Source organism: Paenibacillus solanacearum (assembly GCF_910593845.1).
GTDB classification, from domain to species: domain Bacteria; phylum Bacillota; class Bacilli; order Paenibacillales; family NBRC-103111; genus Paenibacillus_G; species Paenibacillus_G solanacearum.
Genome location: NZ_CAJVAS010000001.1, coordinates 115,705 through 134,862 on the forward strand (window position 1 = coordinate 115,705; position 19,158 = coordinate 134,862).

A 19,158-nucleotide genomic window follows, 5' to 3' on the forward strand; every position below is an offset into this window, starting at 1 on the left:
ACTAAAAGAGGTGAAGAAAGCGTAGATGTGGAGACTACTTACCAAGTATTTGAAGCCTTATTGGAAGGCGACCTTATTGGCGCCGCTCCTGATGATGATCGAGGTGTACATGGATTTGCTCCAGCCGAAGCTGATGGCGAGCATCGTTGACCAGGGCGTGCTTGCCGGCGATCTGGCGCATATTCAATCGACGGGTGTGCAGATGCTCGGCGTCGCATTAATCGGTCTCGTCGGAGGCGTAGGCTGTACCGTATTTTCCAGCATAGCCTCGCAGCATTTCGGAGCGGACGTGCGCAGTGATTTATTTCAGAAAGTGCAGACGTTCTCCTTTCGCAAGCTGGAGCAGTTCAAGACCGGATCGCTCATTACGCGGCTGACGAACGACGTATCGCAGGCGCAGATGTTCGTGCAAATGCTGCTGCGCGTTATGGTACGAGCGCCGCTGCTGTCGGTCGGCAGTCTGGTTATGGCGTTTACGATCAGCGTGAAGCTCGCTGTCATTCTTATTATAGTCATTCCGATTTTGTTCGCGGTGCTGTTCTTTATTATTCGCAAAGGTTTTCCGCTATTTTCCAAAGTTCAAAGCAAGCTGGACGGCGTGAACAACGTGCTTCAGGAAAATTTGTCGGGTATTCGCGTCGTTAAGGCGTTCGTCCGCTCTGATTACGAGCGCGGCCGGTTCGGCGCCGCCAATGACGATTATATGGCGATTGCCGTGAAGGCGAACATCGTTATGGCTTCGATGATGCCGATCATGCTTTTTTTGCTGAACACGAGCGTCGTCGCGGTGCTCTGGTTCGGCGGTCAGCGCGTCTGGGATCGTTCCATACCGGTCGGCGACCTGGTCGCATTCATCAATTATGTGACGCAAGTGTTGTTCTCGATGCTGATGGTCGGCATGATGATGATGAACATTTCAAGGGCGAAGGCGTCCTCCGACCGAATTCAGGAAGTGCTCGAGGCGGAATCGGAAATCAAGAACAAGGCGCACGCCAAGGAGGACGCGATCCAGTATGGACGCATCGTCTTCGACGACGTGTCGTTCGCCTACGAAGAAGACGAGGTGCTGCGGCGTATCAGCTTTCAGGCGGAACCGGGCCAGACGGTGGCGATTCTTGGAGCGACCGGCTCGGGGAAATCGTCGTTGATCGGACTGATTCCACGCCTGTATGAGGCGGACGGGGGCCGGGTGCTGATCGACGGAATCGACGTGAAGGACATGAACCTGCGCAGCTTGCGGAGCCAGATCGGCACGGTGCTTCAGCAAGCGATTTTGTTCAGCGGCACGATCCGCGACAATATCGCTTTCGGCAAGCCGGATGCGTCGCAGGAAGAAGTGGAAGCGGCGGCGAAGGCGGCCCAGGCTCATGAATTTATTATGAACATGCCGGAAGGCTACGACACGGTGATCGGCCAGCGGGGCATCAATTTATCCGGCGGTCAGAAACAGCGCATATCGATCGCCAGAGCGCTGCTCATCGACCCGGTCATCCTCATTCTGGACGACAGCACAAGCGCGGTCGACATGGGCACGGAATCGCGGATTCAAAAAGCGCTCAAGGAGCAAATCCGCCGAAGCACGAGCCTCATCATCGCACAGCGCATCTCCTCCGTCATCGAGGCGGATAAAATCATCGTGCTCGACGAAGGCTCGATCGTCGCCGAAGGAACGCATCGCGAGCTGATGCAGAGCTGCGGCGTCTATCAGGAAATTTACAGATCGCAGCTCGGAAAGGAGGATGTCCTCAATGTCTGATGCCAGAAACGCCGGTCATGGCGGTCAGGATCGGCCGCAAGTTCAGCCTCCGATGTTCGGACCCGGAATGGGCGGCGGACCCGGTCGGGGGATGATGCCGAAGGTGCGCCCCAAAAATACGAAAGAAACGCTGAAGCGGCTGTGGTCGTACTTAAGCCGTCAGCGGAAAGGCCTGGTGCTCGTCTTTCTCGTAACGGCGCTGAACTCCGGGCTGAGCCTCGTAGGGCCCTATTTGATCGGCACGGCTGTCGACCGGTACATCATTCCGCAAGATTATTACGGCCTGATGTGGCTTTGCTTCGCCTTGTTCGCGGTTTATGCGTTCAGCTCGCTTACTTCGTGGGTTCAGGCGTACGTGATGGCCAAAGTATCGCAGCGCACTGTCTGGGTCATGCGCAACGACATGTTCGCGAAGCTGCAGAGGTTACCGCTTCGGTTCTTCGACACGCGAACGCATGGCGAGCTGATGAGCCGGACGACGAACGACATCGAGAACGTGGCCAGCTCGCTCAACCAGAGCGTCACGCAGCTGTTCTCCAGCGTGCTCACCGTCGTCGGCTCGCTTATCATCATGCTGAGCCTGAACCTCTGGCTTACGCTGCTCAGCCTCATTACGATACCGATCGTCATGATCGTGACGCGTAAAATCGCCGCGAATACGCGCAATTTCGTCTCCGGCCAGCAGAAGCAGCTCGGCGAGCTGAACGGTTATATTGAAGAAACAGTATCGGGGCAAAAGGTGCTGACGACGTTTTGCCGCGAGGAGAAGGCGGTCGCCGAATTCGGCGAGATCAACGAAAGGCTAAGAAGCTACGGAACGAAAGCGCAAATCTATACCGGTCTGATGGGCCCGGTCATGAACGTCATCAACAACTTCGGCTTCGCGGTCATCGCCTGCGGCGGCGGATGGATGGCCTTGATGGGGATGACGTCGGTCGGTGTCGTCGTCAGCTTCCTGAACTATTCCAAGCAGTTCGGCCGCCCGATCAACGAGCTGGCCAATCAGTTCAACATGATCCAGACGGCGATTGCCGGCGCGGAGCGTGTGTTCGAGGTGATGGATACCGCGTCGGAATACGAGGACGAGACGGGCTCCCGGAACGTAACGGAGATGAAGGGCGAAGTCCGGTTCGACCATGTTACCTTCGGCTACAAGGAAGGGGTTCCGGTCATTAAAGACTTGTCCTTTACGGCCAAGCCGGGGGATACGATCGCGCTGGTCGGTCCCACGGGCGCAGGGAAGACGACGATCGTCAACCTGTTAACTCGCTTCTACGATATTGACGGAGGCACGATTACGATTGACGGCGAGAACATCCGGACGCTGGACAAAGACAGCTTGCGGACGAAGCTCGGCATCGTGCTGCAGGACGCGTATGTCTTCTCCGATACGATCCGCGAAAATATTCGGTACGGCCGGCTGGACGCTACCGATCAGGAAGTGGAGGCGGCGGCGAAGCTGGCCAACGCCGACGGGTTCATCCGGAAGCTGTCCCACGGCTACGATATGGTGCTGACGGCCGAAGGCGGCAACTTGAGCCATGGACAGCGGCAGCTGCTCACGATCGCCAGAGCCATATTGGCCGATCCGGCCATTCTGATTTTGGACGAAGCGACGAGCAGCATCGATACGCGGACTGAAATGCATATCCAGGAAGCGATGAATACGCTGATGAAGGGGCGCACCAGCTTCGTCATTGCCCACCGGCTGAGCACGATCCGGGAAGCCGATATGATATTAGTCATCAACGGAGGAGAAATCATCGAGCGGGGGACGCATCTGGAGCTGCTCGAGCAGCGCGGCTTCTACCACGACTTGTATACAAGCCAGTTCAAGCGGGTCGGTTGATGAGATACAGCCCAACCGGCGAACCGGCAACTGCATCGGCATCCATGGGATAAACCGCCGGCGGGAGATTCGTCGATTGCCGGGCGGAGAAGATGAATAAATTTGCAAGGGTGGTAAAAACTACGAAGGAGCATCCGGCGAGGCGGCGCGGTTCCAAGCGCAGAGAAGCGTCTGCCTCGGTGGAAACCTTATATGTAAGCAGTGGGAGCTGGAAGGTCACAATCGGCTAAGCACAGGCGGACAGTGCGGTATTTCGGGTCGTCCGTAATACCGAAGCTGCTGCCATGATGACGGTCTCTTGAACCGCTACGGCTGGGGAAATTTTTTATACTGTCCATTAAATAACTTTTTATAAATGAAAGCGATACCATGTAAAAAATTTGCTTTGACTTTTTATTGGAAAGGTTTAGAATAAATGAGTCAGAATAGAACGCCTATCTACAAATATTATTCTTGTCTTTAATGTGAATATAATCACAACGACGAAGAGGAGTATAGTATTAAGTTGTAGGTACTAACATTGCTACATGCGAAGGAGGCTTTTTTCATGTCCGAAACATCAACGCAACAACCGGCAAGCGTAGAAGTCGCGGCCAAAAACGTACGCGGCGAATTGGACGTGCTCGATCAGCTGCTCAAGCCCGAGGTTCAGAAATCTCTTACCGAGCTGGTGGAGAATCTGCCGAAGCTTGCCGAAATGGTGACCCTGATGACGAAAGCGTACGATTTGGCGCAAACGGTTGCGAACGACCGCGTGCTCATCGACGATCTGAAAGGCGGACTCGAAGAATTCGTGAAGCCGATCGGAGAGAAGGCCAAAGGCATCGCGGCGGCAGCGGTGGAAGCAAGCGACCGTGCACACAGCGAATCCACAACCGTCGGGTTGTTCGGCATTCTCAAAATGCTCAAAGATCCTCAAGTCCAAAGCACGTTGCGCTTTGCGCAAGCTTTTTTGGCCGTTATGGCGGAGCGTCAAAATCAGCGCTAATCCGTAAGCAGAATTAGAATGGAGGATAAGTATGGCTAAGCAAATTTTAATCTTAGGCGGCGGCTATGGCGGGTTGTTGACCGCTTTGACGACACGCAAGCATATATCGGCGGATGAAGCCAGCATCACGGTGGTCAACCGTACGCCGTATCACCAGATCGTAACGGAACTGCACCGTCTTTCCGTCGGCGGATTGAACGAGGGCAACGTGGCGCTTCCTCTGGACAAGCTGCTGCGCGGCAAATCGGTTGATCTGAGAATCGGCGCGGTTCATTCCATCGATCTGGCCAAGAAGAGCGTGGAGCTCGAAGGCGGCGCATTGCTCAGCTACGACACGCTGGTCGTCGCCCTCGGCAGCGAAACGGCATTCTTCGGCATTCCAGGCCTTGAAGAGCACAGCTTCACGCTGAAATCGGTTGAAGACGCGAACAAAATCCGCGCCCACGTGGAAGCGCGCATCGAAGCTTACGGCAAGTCCAAGGACAAGGCGGACGCAACGTTCGTTATCGGCGGCGGCGGCCTTTCCGGCATCGAGCTGATCGGCGAGCTGGTGGATACGCTGCCGGCGCTGTGTCTTGAAAAAGGCGTCGACTTCCAGGACGTTTCCCTCTACTGTGTGGAAGCGGCCCCTTCGATTTTGGCCGGTTTCTCCGCGGATCTCGTGGAGCGCGCCAAAGCAAGTCTGGAAAACCGCGGCGTTAAGATCTTGACCGGCGTCGCCGTAACGGAAGTGCAAGGCAAGAACGTTATCCTCAAGGACGGAACGACGGTCGAAACGAACACGCTCGTATGGACCGGCGGCGTTACGGGCAACACGGTCGTAGCGAACTCGGGCCTCGAAGCGGTTCGCGGACGGGCAACGGTCAACGAATTCCTGCAATCCACTTCGCATCCTGACGTATTCCTGGCCGGCGACAGCGCAGTCGTGATGAGTCCGGAAGGCCGTCCTTACCCGCCAAGCGCGCAAATCGCATGGCAAATGGGCGAGTCGATCGGCTTTAACCTGTACGCTTCGTCCAAAGGGCTTCCGATGAAGTCGTTCAAGCCGGTATTCTCCGGCACGCTGGCCAGCTTGGGCCGCAAAGACGCAATCGGCACGATCGGCGGCAGCCAGCTGAAGCTGAAAGGGACGCCGGCTTCGCTTATGAAAGAAGCGAGCAACGTGCGTTATCTTACGCACATTAACGGGCTGTTCTCATTGGTGCATTAATATAAACGGCGAGTCCCCTTCGGGGCGGAGGATGTTGGATTTCTCTGCACGGAGGGGATTTTTCCTATCCCGATTTCGGATAGGAGAGGGCCGGGAAGGAGCTTATACAAACGTATGATCACGATCAAGACACCGCAAGAAATCGAATATATGCGGGAGGCCGGCATAATTTTATCCTCCTGCCACAGAGAACTGGAACGGATGATCCAGCCGGGCGTTACGCCGATGGAACTCGACAAGTTCGTGGAAGCGTATTTGGCCAAGCATGGCGCAACGCCGGAGCAAAAAGGCTACAATGGATACCCGTTCGCCACCTGCGCTTCGGTGAATGACGTCATCTGCCACGGCTTTCCGAATCATACGCCGCTCAAGGACGGGGATATCGTGACGATCGATATGGTCGTCAATTTGAACGGCTGGCTGGCGGATTCCGCCTGGTCATACGCTGTCGGGAATATCTCCGAGCAGGCAAGCCACCTGCTGCGCGTCACGAAGCAATCGCTGCTGCTCGGCATCGAGCAGGCGCTCGACGGCAACCGGATCGGCGATATCTCCCATGCCATACAGGCGTATGCCGAAAGCGAAGGCTTGTCCGTCGTCCGCGATTTCGTGGGCCACGGCATCGGGCAGAAGATGCACGAGGAGCCGCAGGTGCCGCACTACGGGCCGGCCGGGAAAGGGCCGCGGCTCAAGGAAGGCATGGTTATAACGATCGAGCCGATGCTCAATACGGGAACGTTCCGCACGAAGCTGGACGGCGACGGATGGACAGCCAGAACGTTCGACGGCGGATTGTCTGCGCAGTACGAGCACACGATAGCCATCACAAGCAACGGTCCGGTCATCCTCACGGAGTAGAACGGATGTTCCTGCAAAAGCTTTGCAGATGGATCCGATTGACGGATTCCAGAACGTCCCAAATCTGATAAAAGCCTGTCATGACAGCCGGTTTCGCCTATGCGAAGCCGGCTGTTCGTCGTCATGGATATTTCCATAAATTGCGTGATGAATTGATTTCCTGCGCAGGTTACAATTTCATCAGGAGGGGATTACATGAAAAAGTTTATTAGTTTAGTATCCATGACGGCACTCGCATTGACCTTATCGACATCCGCGTTCGCAGCGCAAGGCACCGTTGAACGATCTGTAAACTTCCGTTCGGCTCCTTCCACCGACAGCAGCGTCTATAGCTTGCTGAAGGCGGGAACCACCTTTGAAATTTTGGATAAAGTGAACCAATATTGGGTTAAAGCGAATGTAAACGGTAAGGTCGGCTATGTATCGACCGACTACATAAGCGAGAAAGCGTCGTCCAGTTCCGGTGCGACGGGCACGGTCACCCGATCGGTCAATTTCCGTTCGGAGCCGTCAACGGACGGCAAAGTATACGGACTGCTGAGCGCCGGAACGAAGTTCCAGCTGCTGGAGAAAGTGAACAGCTACTGGCTGAAGATCAAGGCTGACGGCAAGGTCGGCTATGTATCGACGGATTACGTCACGACCTCGGGCACGCCGGCGCCGTCCAATCCTTCGACGTCGAAGCCGGATGCGAGCACGGCGGATCGAATCATTCAGCAGGCGAAAAAGCTGCAAGGCGTTACGCGTTACGAATTCGGCGTGAACAAAGCCCCGAACGTCATGGACTGCTCCGCGTTTACGAAATATGTGTTCGGTAAAGAAGGCGTCGAGCTTAGATGGGGTACAAGGTATCAGCAGGACGCCGGGAAAGCCGTATCGAAATCGAATTTGCAAAAAGGCGACCTCGTCTTTTTCGGGACAAGCAGTAAGAACGACATCAATCATGTAGGCATCTACATGGGCAACGGCCAATTCATTCACAATGCCCCATCCACCGACGGAGTGACGATCTCATCGCTAACTTCAGGCTATTGGAAAGACAAATACATATCCGCTCGTCGCGTTTTGTAAAAACGCATCCCGTACTTATACGATCCCGGCAGAAATGCCGGGTTTTTTCATGTCCTACGAGCGCTATGGCATGAAGGGTTGGGAATAGCGTTCGAATTTCATATCATTTAACGACAAATTAAAGACATGTCCGCAGCCGTGCGATTCCTTATAATGAAGTACAGGATGAATACAGGTTGGGAGACAGCTTCCCCGACAAATTCGAATACGAAGTCCTATGGAGGTCTCAGATGGAAACGAACCGTTCCAGCAACAATCCGATTACCGCGATTATCGTCGGCGCCGGTCACCGTGCGGTGCTGTACGCATCCTATGCGCGCGCGCATCCGGACGAGCTGCAAATCGTCGGCGTCGTCGACCCGGACCCCGTCCGGCGCCATCAGTGCGCGGACAAGTTCGGCCTGCACGCTGACGCGGTCTTCGAGGGCATTGAGCAGTTGACGAGCCGCGGGAAAATCGCCGATGCCGTCATCAACGGCACGATGGACGCGCAGCATGTGGAAACGTCGCTTCCGCTGCTCCGCGCCGGATACGATATTTTGCTCGAAAAGCCGATCGGCACGTCCGCCGAAGAAATTAGGGAGCTGCTGGACTGCGCCCGCGCCTGTGGGCGCAGAGTGATGATTTGCCATGTGCTGCGTTATGCGCCGTTCTATGTCGAGATCTACAAACGGCTGGCGGCCGGGGCGATCGGCGAGATTCAGAACATGCAGACGACCGAGCTTGTCAGCTACCATCATATGGCGATGGGGTTCGTCCGCGGCAAGTGGAGCAGCAAACAGCAGTGCAAGTCTTCGATGCTGCTGGCCAAATGCTGTCACGATCTCGATCTGCTCACCTGGATGATGCGCGGCGCTGCGCCGGAGACGGTCGGCAGTATGGGCGGCTTGACGTATTTTCGGCCGGAGCGCGCGCCGGAGGGGGCAGGCACCCGCTGCTTGCTCGACTGTCCGATCGAGGCTTCCTGTACGTACTCGGCCCGAAAGCATTATGTCGAACAGGGGCTGTGGAAATCGTACGTCTCGCCTCACTATCATCTCGGCGTCCGGTGGACGGAGGATCAGCTCGTCGAATCGCTGCGCACGGACAACCCGTACGGCCGCTGCGTGTGGAAATGCGATAACGACGTCGTCGATCACCAATCTGTCGTCGTACAGTTCGCCGGCGGTGCGACGGCCACCCATAATATGGTCGGGGGCGCGTCGAAGCCCGGGCGGCGCATGCACATCATCGGCACGGAAGGCGAGATTGAAGGCTTCATGGAGGACGGGTATTTCATCGTCCGCCGTCCCGACCCGCGCCGCGGCCATGAATACGCGGAAGAACGCGTGGAGCTGAACGTGAGCAAAGACATGCACGGCGGCGGCGATTTGCGGCTCGTCGCCGATTTCGTTCGCGTGCTGCGCGGCGAGCAGCCGTCGATTTCGTCCACGGCGCTGGAACAATCGATATACGGCCACTTGATCGGTTTCGCCGCGGATGAGGCGATGGCGTCGGGGCAGGTCGTCGCTATTCCGCGGCTGTAAGGGGCGACCGGCTGGACGGAGGGGCATGCCTGCAGGCGGCTTTATAGGCGGATAAACTGCCGAAGCGGGCCACAAGAGCAAGCGTGTCCCACGCGTGGGTAGAGTCGGAACCGGGGCTCCAAGAGCAGGAGCGTTCCGCGCGTGGGCCAAGGCCGGAACCGGGCCGCAGGAGCAAGAGCGTCCCGTGCGTCATAGCCAGGGGCGGAACTGGGGGCCACAAGAGCAAGCGTGTCCTACGCGCCATAGCCGGGGCCGGAACCGGGGCGGCAGCGGCGCTGCCGCTTGAGGCTGGGCGCGTGCGCCGCATCCCTGCATGCCAGCCGGGCAACTGCATAAAGCTACGGCATGAAGCTTGAGCGATCAAGCTTTTTTGCCGTTTGCCGCGCCGCCGTCTGCACCGTTCAGCTTATTTGCGGGATCGGGTCTTGTACAGCGCCCCAAGATGCGGTATATTTTTATACGAAATTTTGGTGCGAAATCGTATTTTACCACGCAGGGAGCCGGCGAATTTATGACCGAGAAAGATCCGTTTGACCGGAATTTTGACAGCTTCACCGAATTGGCCGACATGCTGTACGAAGTGCTCGGCTGTCCCGTCACGATCGAGAACGCCGCGCATCAACTGATCGCTTACAGTTCGCACAGCCCGCAGACGGACGCGGCGCGGATTGCTACGATTGTTGGCCGCCGCGTTCCGGAGCAGGTGATCGGCACGCTATGGGAGAGCGGCGTGATCAAGCGGCTGGCGGAAAGCGACGAGCCGGTCCGCATCGATGCCGTATCCGAAGTCGGCCTTGGCGACCGGGTAGCCATTGCGATCCGGGACCACAACGAGGTGCTCGGCTATATATGGGCGCTGGAAGAGCAGGGCGCGCGCAACCCGCGGCTGTTCCCGCTGCTGAAGGGAGCGGCCGAAGCATCCCGAACGCTGCTGCTGCAGCTGCAAATTCAAAAGCGCAAGGAAGAGGAGAGCCAGCAGTCGTTTTTTTGGCAGCTGCTTACGAGCAGTCTCGCGTCGGGATGGCTGATCCGGCAAAAAGCGGAGCAGCTTCACGTGGTGCTGCCGACGCATTATCGCGTCGCCGTGTTTCAATTCGAATCTGACGTGACCGGCACCGCGTACCGCGAGATCCAGTATATGATCTCTGTGACGCAAAGCGTAAAAATCGTGCTCCACGCGCTGAACGGCCGTCATCTGGTACTGCTTGCTTCGACGCAAGGGGCGCAGCAGTCGTCTGACCGCTTCAACGCGTTCATCGAGACATTCATCACGCAGATGGAGGAGCGGTTCAGCGTATACCCGGTCCGGGGCGCTTGCGGCGGCCGGCAACACGATTATACATTGGTCGAGAGCAGCTACCGCGAGGCGCTCTCGGTGCTGAAGCTCAAGCAGCGCTTCCCGCAGCTCCGGCATACGCATCTGTACGAGGAGCTGGGCTTTTACCGTTATTTGCCGGTCATGGCCGAGGTGACGCACGACGATACGTTCGAGCAGCGGTGCCTGCATAAGCTGGGCACGTATGACCGGGAGCACAACAACTGTTTGGTGGAAACGCTGGACGTATTTTTGAACCACGACAGCAACATTAAAGATACGGCCGACGCGCTGCATATTCATATCAATACGCTGAACTACCGGCTGAAGCGCTTAGCGGAAATCGGCGGCATCGATTTGAAAAATACGGATCATAAAGTATCGTTGTATCTCGCCTTGAAAATGCAAAAGCAATCGGACGGATAACATTTCGTTAAATTCCACAAACGAGTCGGCAACTTTTGTCAGTTTTACACGAAGCGCTCTATTCCCCCGCGTTCTATACTTTTGAAGTAAAGTTAAACGAGGGGGACTCTTCCATGAGAATCGGATTGCCGAAGGAAATCAAGAACAACGAGCATCGCGTCGCATTAACGCCGGCCGGCGTTGCGGCTTTTGTGCGAAACGGCCACGAAGTATTCGTAGAGCAGGGAGCCGGATTGGGAAGCGGCTTTCCGGATCAACAATATGCGAAAGCGGGGGCGAAGCTGACGGAGCAAGCGGCCGACGTGTGGGCAAGCGCCGATATGATCATGAAGGTGAAGGAGCCGCTGCCTACTGAATATGGATATTTCCGCAAAGGGCTGATCTTGTTCACGTACCTGCATCTGGCCGCAGAGCCGGCGCTCGCCCGCGCGTTGACGGACAAGCAAGTGACGGCGATCGCCTATGAGACGGTGGAGCTGAATCGGACGCTGCCGCTGCTCGTGCCGATGAGCGAAATTGCAGGCCGGATGTCGGCGCAGATCGGCGCGCAATTCCTGGAGAAGTCGCGCGGCGGCAAAGGGCTGCTGCTCGGCGGCGTGCCGGGGGTCAGCCGCGGCAAAATCACGATCATCGGCGGAGGCGTCGTCGGCGTCAACGCGGCCAAAATCGCGCTCGGACTTGGCGCCGCTGTCAGCATCATCGACGTGAACGCGGAGCGGCTGCGGTATTTGGACGACATCTTCGGTTCTTCGATCCAGACGCTCATGTCCCATTCGTCGCAAATCGCCGAAGCCGTCGCGGAGGCGGATCTGGTCATCGGAGCGGTGCTGATTCCGGGAGCCAAAGCGCCGAAGCTGGTTACCGAGGACATGATTCGGTCGATGAGCCCGGGCTCGGTCATCGTCGACGTGGCCGTTGACCAAGGAGGCATCTTCGAGACAGTGGACCGCATCACGACGCATGACGATCCCGTGTTCGTGAAGCACGGCGTGCTTCATTACGCCGTGGCGAACATGCCTGGGGCGGTACCGAGAACATCGACGCTCGCGCTGACGAATGCGACGCTTCCCTACGGATTGGAAATCGCCGGACGGGGCGTGGCGGAAGCGATCCGCAGCAATGCCGCGTTGTGCCAAGGCGTCAACGTGATGGGCGGAACGATCACCCATGCGACGGTAGCCCGAGATCTCGGATACGCCTTCGTTCCGGTTGAGCAAGCGGGTTAAACGTTAGGACGATGGCGGGAGACGGTATGGTAGAGAGCAGTTATAGAGACACATGGGCAGAAATATCGCTCGACGCGATGTATCGCAACGTGACCATATTCAAGCGGAAGCTTGCGCCGACCTGCAAGCTGATGGCGGTCGTCAAGGCGGATGGCTACGGGCATGGCGCGGCGGAGGCGGCGTTCACGTCGATCGAGGCCGGCGCCGATTATTTGGGCGTGGCGTATGTGGACGAGGCGCTGCAGCTGAGGATGGCCGGGATCGGCCATCCGATTCTCGTCCTCGGCTATACGCCTCCCCGCTCCGTGGAAGCGGCGGTGAAGCACGGCATCGCGATCACCGTATGCTCGCATGACGTGCTGGAGCAAGCGATCGCGTCCGCGCAGCGCTGGAAGCGGCCGGCCGTCATACATATCAAGCTCGATACCGGGATGAGCAGGCTTGGCGTCGGCACGTATGAGGAAGCGGCGTCGCTGCTCCACATGGCGCTGCGCTCGCCGGAGGTAACGGTCGAGGGGCTGTTCACGCATTTTGCCGATGCGGATAACGGCGCCGCCGACGCCTACACCCGCATGCAATTCGCCCGGTTTACCGGGATCATCGGGCAGCTTCGCAGCGAAGGCATTCCCGTGCCGCCGCTGCGGCATTGCTGCAACAGCGCGGCTGCGCTTTGCTATCCCGACATGCACCTGGAGATGGTGCGCGTCGGGATCGGCCTGTACGGACTGCCGCCGTACGAACCGGCTCCGCGAGAGGAGGCCGCCTGGCTCGAGCAGGCGCTTCATTTGAAGAGCCGCATCGCTGCGCTGCGCATGATTGCGCCGGGGCAGCCCGTCAGCTACGGCTGCACGTTCCGCCCGGAGCAGGAGCGGCGGATTGCGACGATCCCGGTCGGCTACGCCGACGGGCTGTCGCGCGCGCTGTCCAATCAAGGCTGCGTCTACATTCGCGGCGCGGCTGCGCCGATTGTAGGCAGAATTTGCATGGACCAGACGATGCTGGATGTTACGGACATCCCCGGCGCGGCGATCGGGGATGAAGTGACCTTATTCGGCGGGACGGGAGCGGCGTTCGTGCCGCTCGGTCAGGTGGCCGATACGATGCGGACGATCCACTACGAGGTGGCGTGCTTGCTCGGCAAAAGAGTGCCGCGCCTCTATGTGCGGCATGGGAAGCCCGTTCGCGCCGCGAACGCGCTGTTAAGTGCGGAAAGCTTGCCGAAGTAAGTTACGATGCAAGTGAAGGGTAACGATTCAAGCGAGAGGAGCATGCCCATTTTGCTAACGGAACGATTATCGGCGCATTTTGCCGACTATGTGAAGGAACAGCAGTACAGCGGCGTCATTGCCGTCGCCCGGGCCGGCGATATCGTATTTCAGCAAGCGTATGGCATGGCCAATTACGAGCACCAAGTGCCGGTGCGGTTGGACACCAAGTTTTACATCGCCTCGATCACCAAGCCGATGACGGCGATGGCTGTCCTGATGCTGAGCGAGGAGGGCCGCCTCGAGCTGCACCGAAGCGTCCGAGCGTACTTGCCGGAGCTGACACAGGTGGATGAGCGCATCACGCTCCATCAACTGCTCACGCATACGTCGGGGCTCCCGGATTTCGAGGTGCTTTGGGATTTTCAGGCGCAGAAGCAGAAGCTGCTGTATCCCGGCGCGCGCATATTGGAGCTGATCGAAGGACAGCCGCTGGACTTCGAACCGGGAACCGGATGGAAGTATTGCAATACTGGCTACAACCTGCTCGGGCTTGTCATTGAACGGATCTCGGGGGTGTCCTACAGCGACTTTTTGCGGAAACGGATACTGGAGCCGCTCGGTATGAGCGATACCGGATTCGGGGATGCGCAAAGCATCGTCGAAGACTTGGCTTCGGGTTATACCCGGCCGGAAGGAGCGGACCTTCTCGTCAAGGCGCCGTATTTCGAAATCGAAAATTTCATGGCGTCGGGCCACATGTATTCGACGGCGGCGGATTTGCTGCGCTGGGAGATGGCGCTGCGCACGACGCGGCTCGTGAGCGTGGAGACGCTGGCGCTCATCTTCTCGCCCCATGCGCCGGCCAGTCCGGGCCGGCATTACGGTTACGGCTGGTCGGTCTACGAGAACAGCGCCGGGCACGGAGGGTGGCTGCCGGGATACTGGAGCAAATTCAGACGGTATCCTGACGGTCAAGTGGCCGTCATTATGCTCGGCAACCACGATCATACGAAGGAAAACGACATTCTCGACCGCACGTACCGTCTTTGCTGCGATAGCCTAAAGCAGGCGGGTATATCCTAATTTTTCCGATATGATGTAACCATTGCCGGAGGCCGCTGGCGAAAGCGACAGCGATGTCCGCGACAGCCAAAGAAGACCGCAAGGGTGAAGGGCTCACCCGGCGGTCTTCTTTTTTGCCGTTTGCGTGGTCTCTAATCAGTATAACGTGGGAGGGGACGGCTTACTCGCGCGCAGCGCGCCGGAGCAGGCTGGCTGCGTACAGCTCGAGCCGCTCCGCTACGAGCGCATCCGTCAAGGAGGTGACGCCGAATGCTTTCCAGCCTTCATCGACGGCAGGGGGATCGAACAGCGTATCGACGACGGATAACAAGTCCCAATACGGATCGTACCGGAACGCCGTCCCGGCGAACCGCTCGTACGCGGACAAGAATGTATCGGCCGCTTCCACGCCATGCAGCTTGGCTAGATCGAGCCGGCACTGCCCGACGTCGATGCCCGCCGGGCCTCGGCAAGCGTTCACCCAATCGACAACGCCGCTCACAGCGCCGTCGCTCCACAGTACATTGCCCGGATGATAATCGCGGTGGATGAAGCAGTGCCTTGTTGTCAGCGGTCGCGGCCCCCTCACGATATCGAAAATGGCGCTCCATCGCTCCGGCGCATTTGACCATTCAGGCCGTTCCAACGAATCTACGTCAATGTAGGTGAAGTACGCCCATCCGAAGCGGTCCGCGTCCACTGCATGAATACTCGCGAGCGTTTGGGCCAAGCCGTTCAGCCACGGCTCCAGCCGCTGCGGCTGGAGGTCGACCGTGCCTTCCAGCCGCGTCATCAGAACAGCCGGTATGCCGCAGGCGCTTCCGTCGATGTCATAAGCGACGATGCGCGGCGTATGCAGGCCGGTCTCGACCGCAAAGCGGAGACTTTCCGCTTCGTGCCAAGCCGCATCCGGCTCTTCCTGCAGCCATTCCTCGTTATCGAGCTGGCGCAGCACATAATCGGCGACCTGCCCGCCGGATTGAACCGACAGGCAGTGCATCGTCGACGAAGTGCCGCCCAGCAGCTGACGGACGGACACGACCGCCGCATCCGGATGTACGGCCCTTGCGGCCCATTGCAGCAGCCGTTCCGGTAGCATGTGTTCCGTCGCTTGCTTCACAAGCATTCCCTCCTTCTTCATTCCAATGGTTTGCTGCGCGCCGACAGCTGCTTTTCCCGCAGATTGCTGCGGAATACCGCCGGGGAGACGCCGAACTTTTCCTTGAACGCTTTATGAAAAAATGTATAGCTTCGGAAGCCGCAGCTGTCGGAAATTTGCCCGAGCGTCATATTCGTGTAGTTCATCCGGTCGACCGCGCCCGAGAGACGTATATCCATCGCATACTGGATCATTGTTTTTCCATAGCTTTCCTTGAATAAATGGGCGGCGCGGGAGACGCTCAGGCCGACATGCCTAGCCGCTTCTTCGACCGTGAACGTTTCGATCGCATGCGCTTCCACAAAACGCTTCATCCGTGCGGAAATGTACGGTTTGTTGTACGCGGGACTCGTCTCGGAGACGATGCGTTCGAGATACAGGCACAGCGCGCGCATCAGGTGCGAGATCAGCTCGACATTGTCTTCCTTGATGCGGCACTTCTCCAGTATGATTTGCTTCCACAGCGACAATATCGTATCGCCGGGCTCGATATGGATGCGCCAAGGCTTCGCCGAGGCGTCCCACCAGTTGCTTAACCAGTCGCCTTGGGCGAACATGTAGTAGTCCCCGCTGATGATCCGCGGTGCCTCATCCGGGGCCGGGCCGACCGCGTCTTCCTCAATCCGCAGCTCATATGCCGTGCCGGGGCGAAGAAGCAGCAGGTCGCCGGGCACCAGCGCATAATCTCGTCCCTCTACGATTACGGTGCAGGTCCCTTCGGTCTGTAGCCGAATCAAGTAACTCGTAAGTCCCGGGTCGGCATGCGACTGGTGGAATCGTTTCGTATGAAAGGTGCAGCCGCAGAGCAGCACTTCCTGTTTCATCCCATCACCCTAAATTTATAGCAGAATAGTTGATAGTTTTCATACTATCGATTATTTACCGTTAGCGCAATATTCAATTAGAATGAACCTAAGCTTGAAACCGCATACTTTGCAAAGGTGCATGCATTCAAACCATATATAAACAGGGAGGATCATTTTATGAAAACGATACACAACAGAATAGGGGCCTCGCTCGCGCTGCTTTTGCTGGGCGCGTCGCTTGCAGGCTGCGGCAGCACCGCAGAGAAACCGAAAGAAGGAGCTGCCGCTCCGGCAACGAGCGAGCCCGCCTCCGACCAGCCGGTCGTGACGGAGCCGATTACGCTCACATTTTACCGGTTTTACGCCGGCCTTAGCGATAAGGAGTATAACGAATATTTCGTGCAGCCGTTGCAGAAAAAATATCCGAACGTGACGCTGAAGTTTATATACAGCAGTCTGACCGGTCCGCTGTCTGCGGAGAACATTCTCGTCTCCGGCGAGAACCCGGATCTGATCTATACGAGCAATTATTCGCTGCCGATCTTCAAGCAGCTGAAAATGCAGGAAAATTTGACGCCGATGATCCAGAAAACGAAGTTCGACATGAAGCGCTTCGACCCGGCGATTCTTGAAGCGTTAAGCAAATACAGCGATGACGGCAACACATACGCCGTACCGTTCTCCCTGAACTTTGCGCCGTTGTTCTACAACAAGGATATTTTCGATAAGTTCGGCGTTCCGTATCCGAAAGACCAGTCGACGTGGGACGATATCATTGCCTTACAGAAGCAGCTTACCCGCATGGATAACGGCGTTCAATTCCGCGGTATCGTCTCGCCGGTAGCCAAGCAGTTCGGAGACCAGCTGGCGCTCGCATACGCGGATAACAAGACGAAGAAAGCGACGCTGCAGACCGAACAGTGGAAAAAAGCGCTCGACGTGCTCAAGCGGCTGTACGAGATTCCTGGGGCAACGGAATCGGCCGACAAGCTTCCGACCGACACGAAGACCTTTTTCCAGGATCAAACGACGGCGATGTATACGAACTGGGCAGATTCCGCATTGGGTAACCTTACGGATTTAGCCGATAAAGGAAAGCCGATGAACTGGGACATGACGACGTATCCGAGCTTCACGGATGCGCCCGGGATTGGACGACGGGTCGATTTCCACTTGATGATGGTATCCCCGACAAGCAAGCATAAGGAATTGGTGTTTGACATCATCCGTTACCTTACTTCGGAAGAAATTCAGCTTAATATGACGAAGAATGCCCGGATGACCGCACTCAATAACGAAGCGATGAAAAAACAGTTTGGCGAAAGTCTTCCCGTCATGAAAGGGAAAAATTTGACCGGCGCGCTGAAAACAAAAATGGCAGGCATCACGCCATCCGATTATGATGTGCCGGTATCCGGTATCGTCAACAAAGCGGGATCGAGCGTCGCGCTGAATAAGAAAGACGTGAACACTGCCCTTCGCGACGCGCAGGAAGAAGCGGATAAGGCGATCGCCTCGGAAGCGATCAAGTAAGGCAGCGCCAGCGTCGCCTGCGCGAGGAATGGAATGTTATCAACACAGCAGCTTCATTACAGGGAGGTTATGCAGATGAGGAAACGAGGATTGTTGCTGACCGTTATGCTGGGCATTACTGCCGTGACGGGAACGGCGGTCAGCGGCTGCGCGAACGACAAGGCCGCTTCCGCCCATGTGAACCCGGTGCGGGTGATGACCTTCAATTTGCGGACGGCTAACGCCAAGGACGGACACCCGTGGGAGAAACGGTGGGCTGCCGCCAAAGCGCTGGTGAACCAGGAGAAGCCGGACATTATCGGCACGCAGGAAGGCATTCGCACCCAGCTGAACGATCTGGAGGTCGGCCTGCCTGACTACAAATGGATCGGCGTCGGGCGGGATGCGGGCAATCAAGGGGAATATATGGCGATCTTCTATAACAAGACGCGTATGAAGCCGCTGCAGCAAAGCCATTTCTGGCTGTCGGATACGCCGGAGGTGCCGGGCTCCAAAAGCTGGGGCAACAACTACGTGCGGATGGTGACATGGGTGCAGTTCGAGGATTTGACCAGCGGTGCGAAGCTTTACGTGGTGAACACGCACCTCGATCACCAATTCGAGACGGCGCGCCAGCGCAGCGCAGAGCTGATCGTGAAGAAGCTCGAAGCATTCGAGCCGAACGTACCGGTATTTTTGACCGGCGATTTCAATGCCCCAGTCGGCAGCGCGCCTTACAAATATTTCACCGCGAACGGCGGGATGAAGGATGCCGTTCAGGAGGCGGGCGAGCGGGTAAATAATGCGACGGGCACGTTCCACAACTACAAGGGCGGCGGCACGGAGACGATCGACTGGATTTTGTATCGAGGGGATGTCAAGGTCAAGCGAAGCGAGAAGGTGACGTTTCAGCTGAATGGTGAATACCCGAGCGACCATTATCCGGTGATGGCCGATGTCGTGCTGAACAAGCAGGCTGCCCAATAAAGCGACCGGCATGATTGGATCGCAGGGACGCGATGACCAAGCCGCGCTTGCTTAACTGGAATAGACGAATAAGGCACTCCATGGAGCGAATGCGGCACTTCAACCGTTTCGTACATGGAGTGTCTTCTTTTGGGCAATGCGCTCAAAGGGAAGCGGCAGCTGCTGGCACATTAGCGAAGATAATGAGAGTCCTTCATCA

Annotated in this window: 15 protein-coding genes; 13 read left to right on the forward strand and 2 right to left on the reverse strand. The window is 57.3% G+C overall.

Annotated features, from left to right (window positions below):
- Positions 1-25 precede the first annotated feature (25 nt).
- The 11 genes from KXG62_RS00430 to KXG62_RS00480 all read left to right on the forward strand — a co-directional run bounded on the left by KXG62_RS00430 (position 26) and on the right by KXG62_RS00480 (position 14,516).
- Positions 26-1,756: an ABC transporter ATP-binding protein gene (locus KXG62_RS00430; protein WP_218089927.1), complete on the forward strand. Its 1,731-nt coding sequence runs from the start codon at positions 26-28 to the stop codon at positions 1,754-1,756.
- Complete coding sequence (locus tag KXG62_RS00435) at positions 1,749-3,605, forward strand: ABC transporter ATP-binding protein (RefSeq protein WP_425517315.1); 1,857 nt, start codon at positions 1,749-1,751, stop codon at positions 3,603-3,605. Before KXG62_RS00430 ends, KXG62_RS00435 begins: the two co-directional genes overlap by 8 nt.
- A gap of 547 nt (positions 3,606-4,152) precedes the next feature.
- A complete protein-coding gene (locus KXG62_RS00440; RefSeq protein WP_218089928.1) occupies positions 4,153-4,593 on the forward strand; it encodes a DUF1641 domain-containing protein in 441 nt (146 codons plus the stop codon).
- A gap of 31 nt (positions 4,594-4,624) precedes the next feature.
- Complete coding sequence (locus KXG62_RS00445; RefSeq protein WP_218089929.1) at positions 4,625-5,803, forward strand: NAD(P)/FAD-dependent oxidoreductase; 1,179 nt, start codon at positions 4,625-4,627, stop codon at positions 5,801-5,803.
- Positions 5,804-5,917: 114 nt separating this feature from the next.
- Entirely contained in the window at positions 5,918-6,661 is a 744-nt protein-coding gene (map, locus tag KXG62_RS00450; RefSeq protein WP_218089930.1) for a type I methionyl aminopeptidase, read from the forward strand.
- A gap of 195 nt (positions 6,662-6,856) precedes the next feature.
- Positions 6,857-7,732 (forward strand): C40 family peptidase, encoded by an 876-nt coding sequence (locus KXG62_RS00455; protein WP_218089931.1) that lies wholly within the window; start codon positions 6,857-6,859, stop codon positions 7,730-7,732.
- A gap of 230 nt (positions 7,733-7,962) precedes the next feature.
- A complete protein-coding gene (locus KXG62_RS00460; RefSeq protein ID WP_218089932.1) occupies positions 7,963-9,258 on the forward strand; it encodes a Gfo/Idh/MocA family protein in 1,296 nt (431 codons plus the stop codon).
- Positions 9,259-9,769: 511 nt separating this feature from the next.
- Positions 9,770-10,999: a PucR family transcriptional regulator gene (locus KXG62_RS00465; protein ID WP_218089933.1), complete on the forward strand. Its 1,230-nt coding sequence runs from the start codon at positions 9,770-9,772 to the stop codon at positions 10,997-10,999.
- A gap of 113 nt (positions 11,000-11,112) precedes the next feature.
- On the forward strand, positions 11,113-12,225 hold the full coding sequence (ald, locus tag KXG62_RS00470) for an alanine dehydrogenase (protein ID WP_218089934.1): 1,113 nt from the start codon (positions 11,113-11,115) through the stop codon (positions 12,223-12,225).
- 26 nt (positions 12,226-12,251) lie between these two features.
- Positions 12,252-13,451 carry an alanine racemase gene (alr, locus tag KXG62_RS00475; protein WP_218089935.1) on the forward strand — a complete coding sequence of 400 codons (1,200 nt, stop codon included), beginning with the start codon at positions 12,252-12,254 and terminating at the stop codon, positions 13,449-13,451.
- 51 nt (positions 13,452-13,502) lie between these two features.
- Positions 13,503-14,516, forward strand: a complete 1,014-nt coding sequence (locus KXG62_RS00480) for a serine hydrolase domain-containing protein (protein WP_218089936.1) — start codon at positions 13,503-13,505, stop codon at positions 14,514-14,516.
- 160 nt (positions 14,517-14,676) lie between these two features.
- Here the strand turns inward: KXG62_RS00480 and KXG62_RS00485 are convergent, their stop codons facing one another.
- A complete protein-coding gene (locus KXG62_RS00485; protein ID WP_246627232.1) occupies positions 14,677-15,615 on the reverse strand; it encodes a phosphotransferase family protein in 939 nt (312 codons plus the stop codon).
- Positions 15,616-15,632: 17 nt separating this feature from the next.
- A complete protein-coding gene (locus KXG62_RS00490; RefSeq protein ID WP_218089937.1) occupies positions 15,633-16,478 on the reverse strand; it encodes an AraC family transcriptional regulator in 846 nt (281 codons plus the stop codon).
- 159 nt (positions 16,479-16,637) lie between these two features.
- Here KXG62_RS00490 and KXG62_RS00495 point away from each other — a divergent pair, with 159 nt between their 5' ends.
- Both KXG62_RS00495 and KXG62_RS00500 read left to right on the forward strand, forming a co-directional pair.
- Positions 16,638-17,993, forward strand: a complete 1,356-nt coding sequence (locus KXG62_RS00495; protein WP_218089938.1) for an ABC transporter substrate-binding protein — start codon at positions 16,638-16,640, stop codon at positions 17,991-17,993.
- Positions 17,994-18,068: 75 nt separating this feature from the next.
- Complete coding sequence (locus KXG62_RS00500; protein WP_218089939.1) at positions 18,069-18,959, forward strand: endonuclease/exonuclease/phosphatase family protein; 891 nt, start codon at positions 18,069-18,071, stop codon at positions 18,957-18,959.
- The last annotated feature ends 199 nt before the right edge of the window (positions 18,960-19,158 follow it).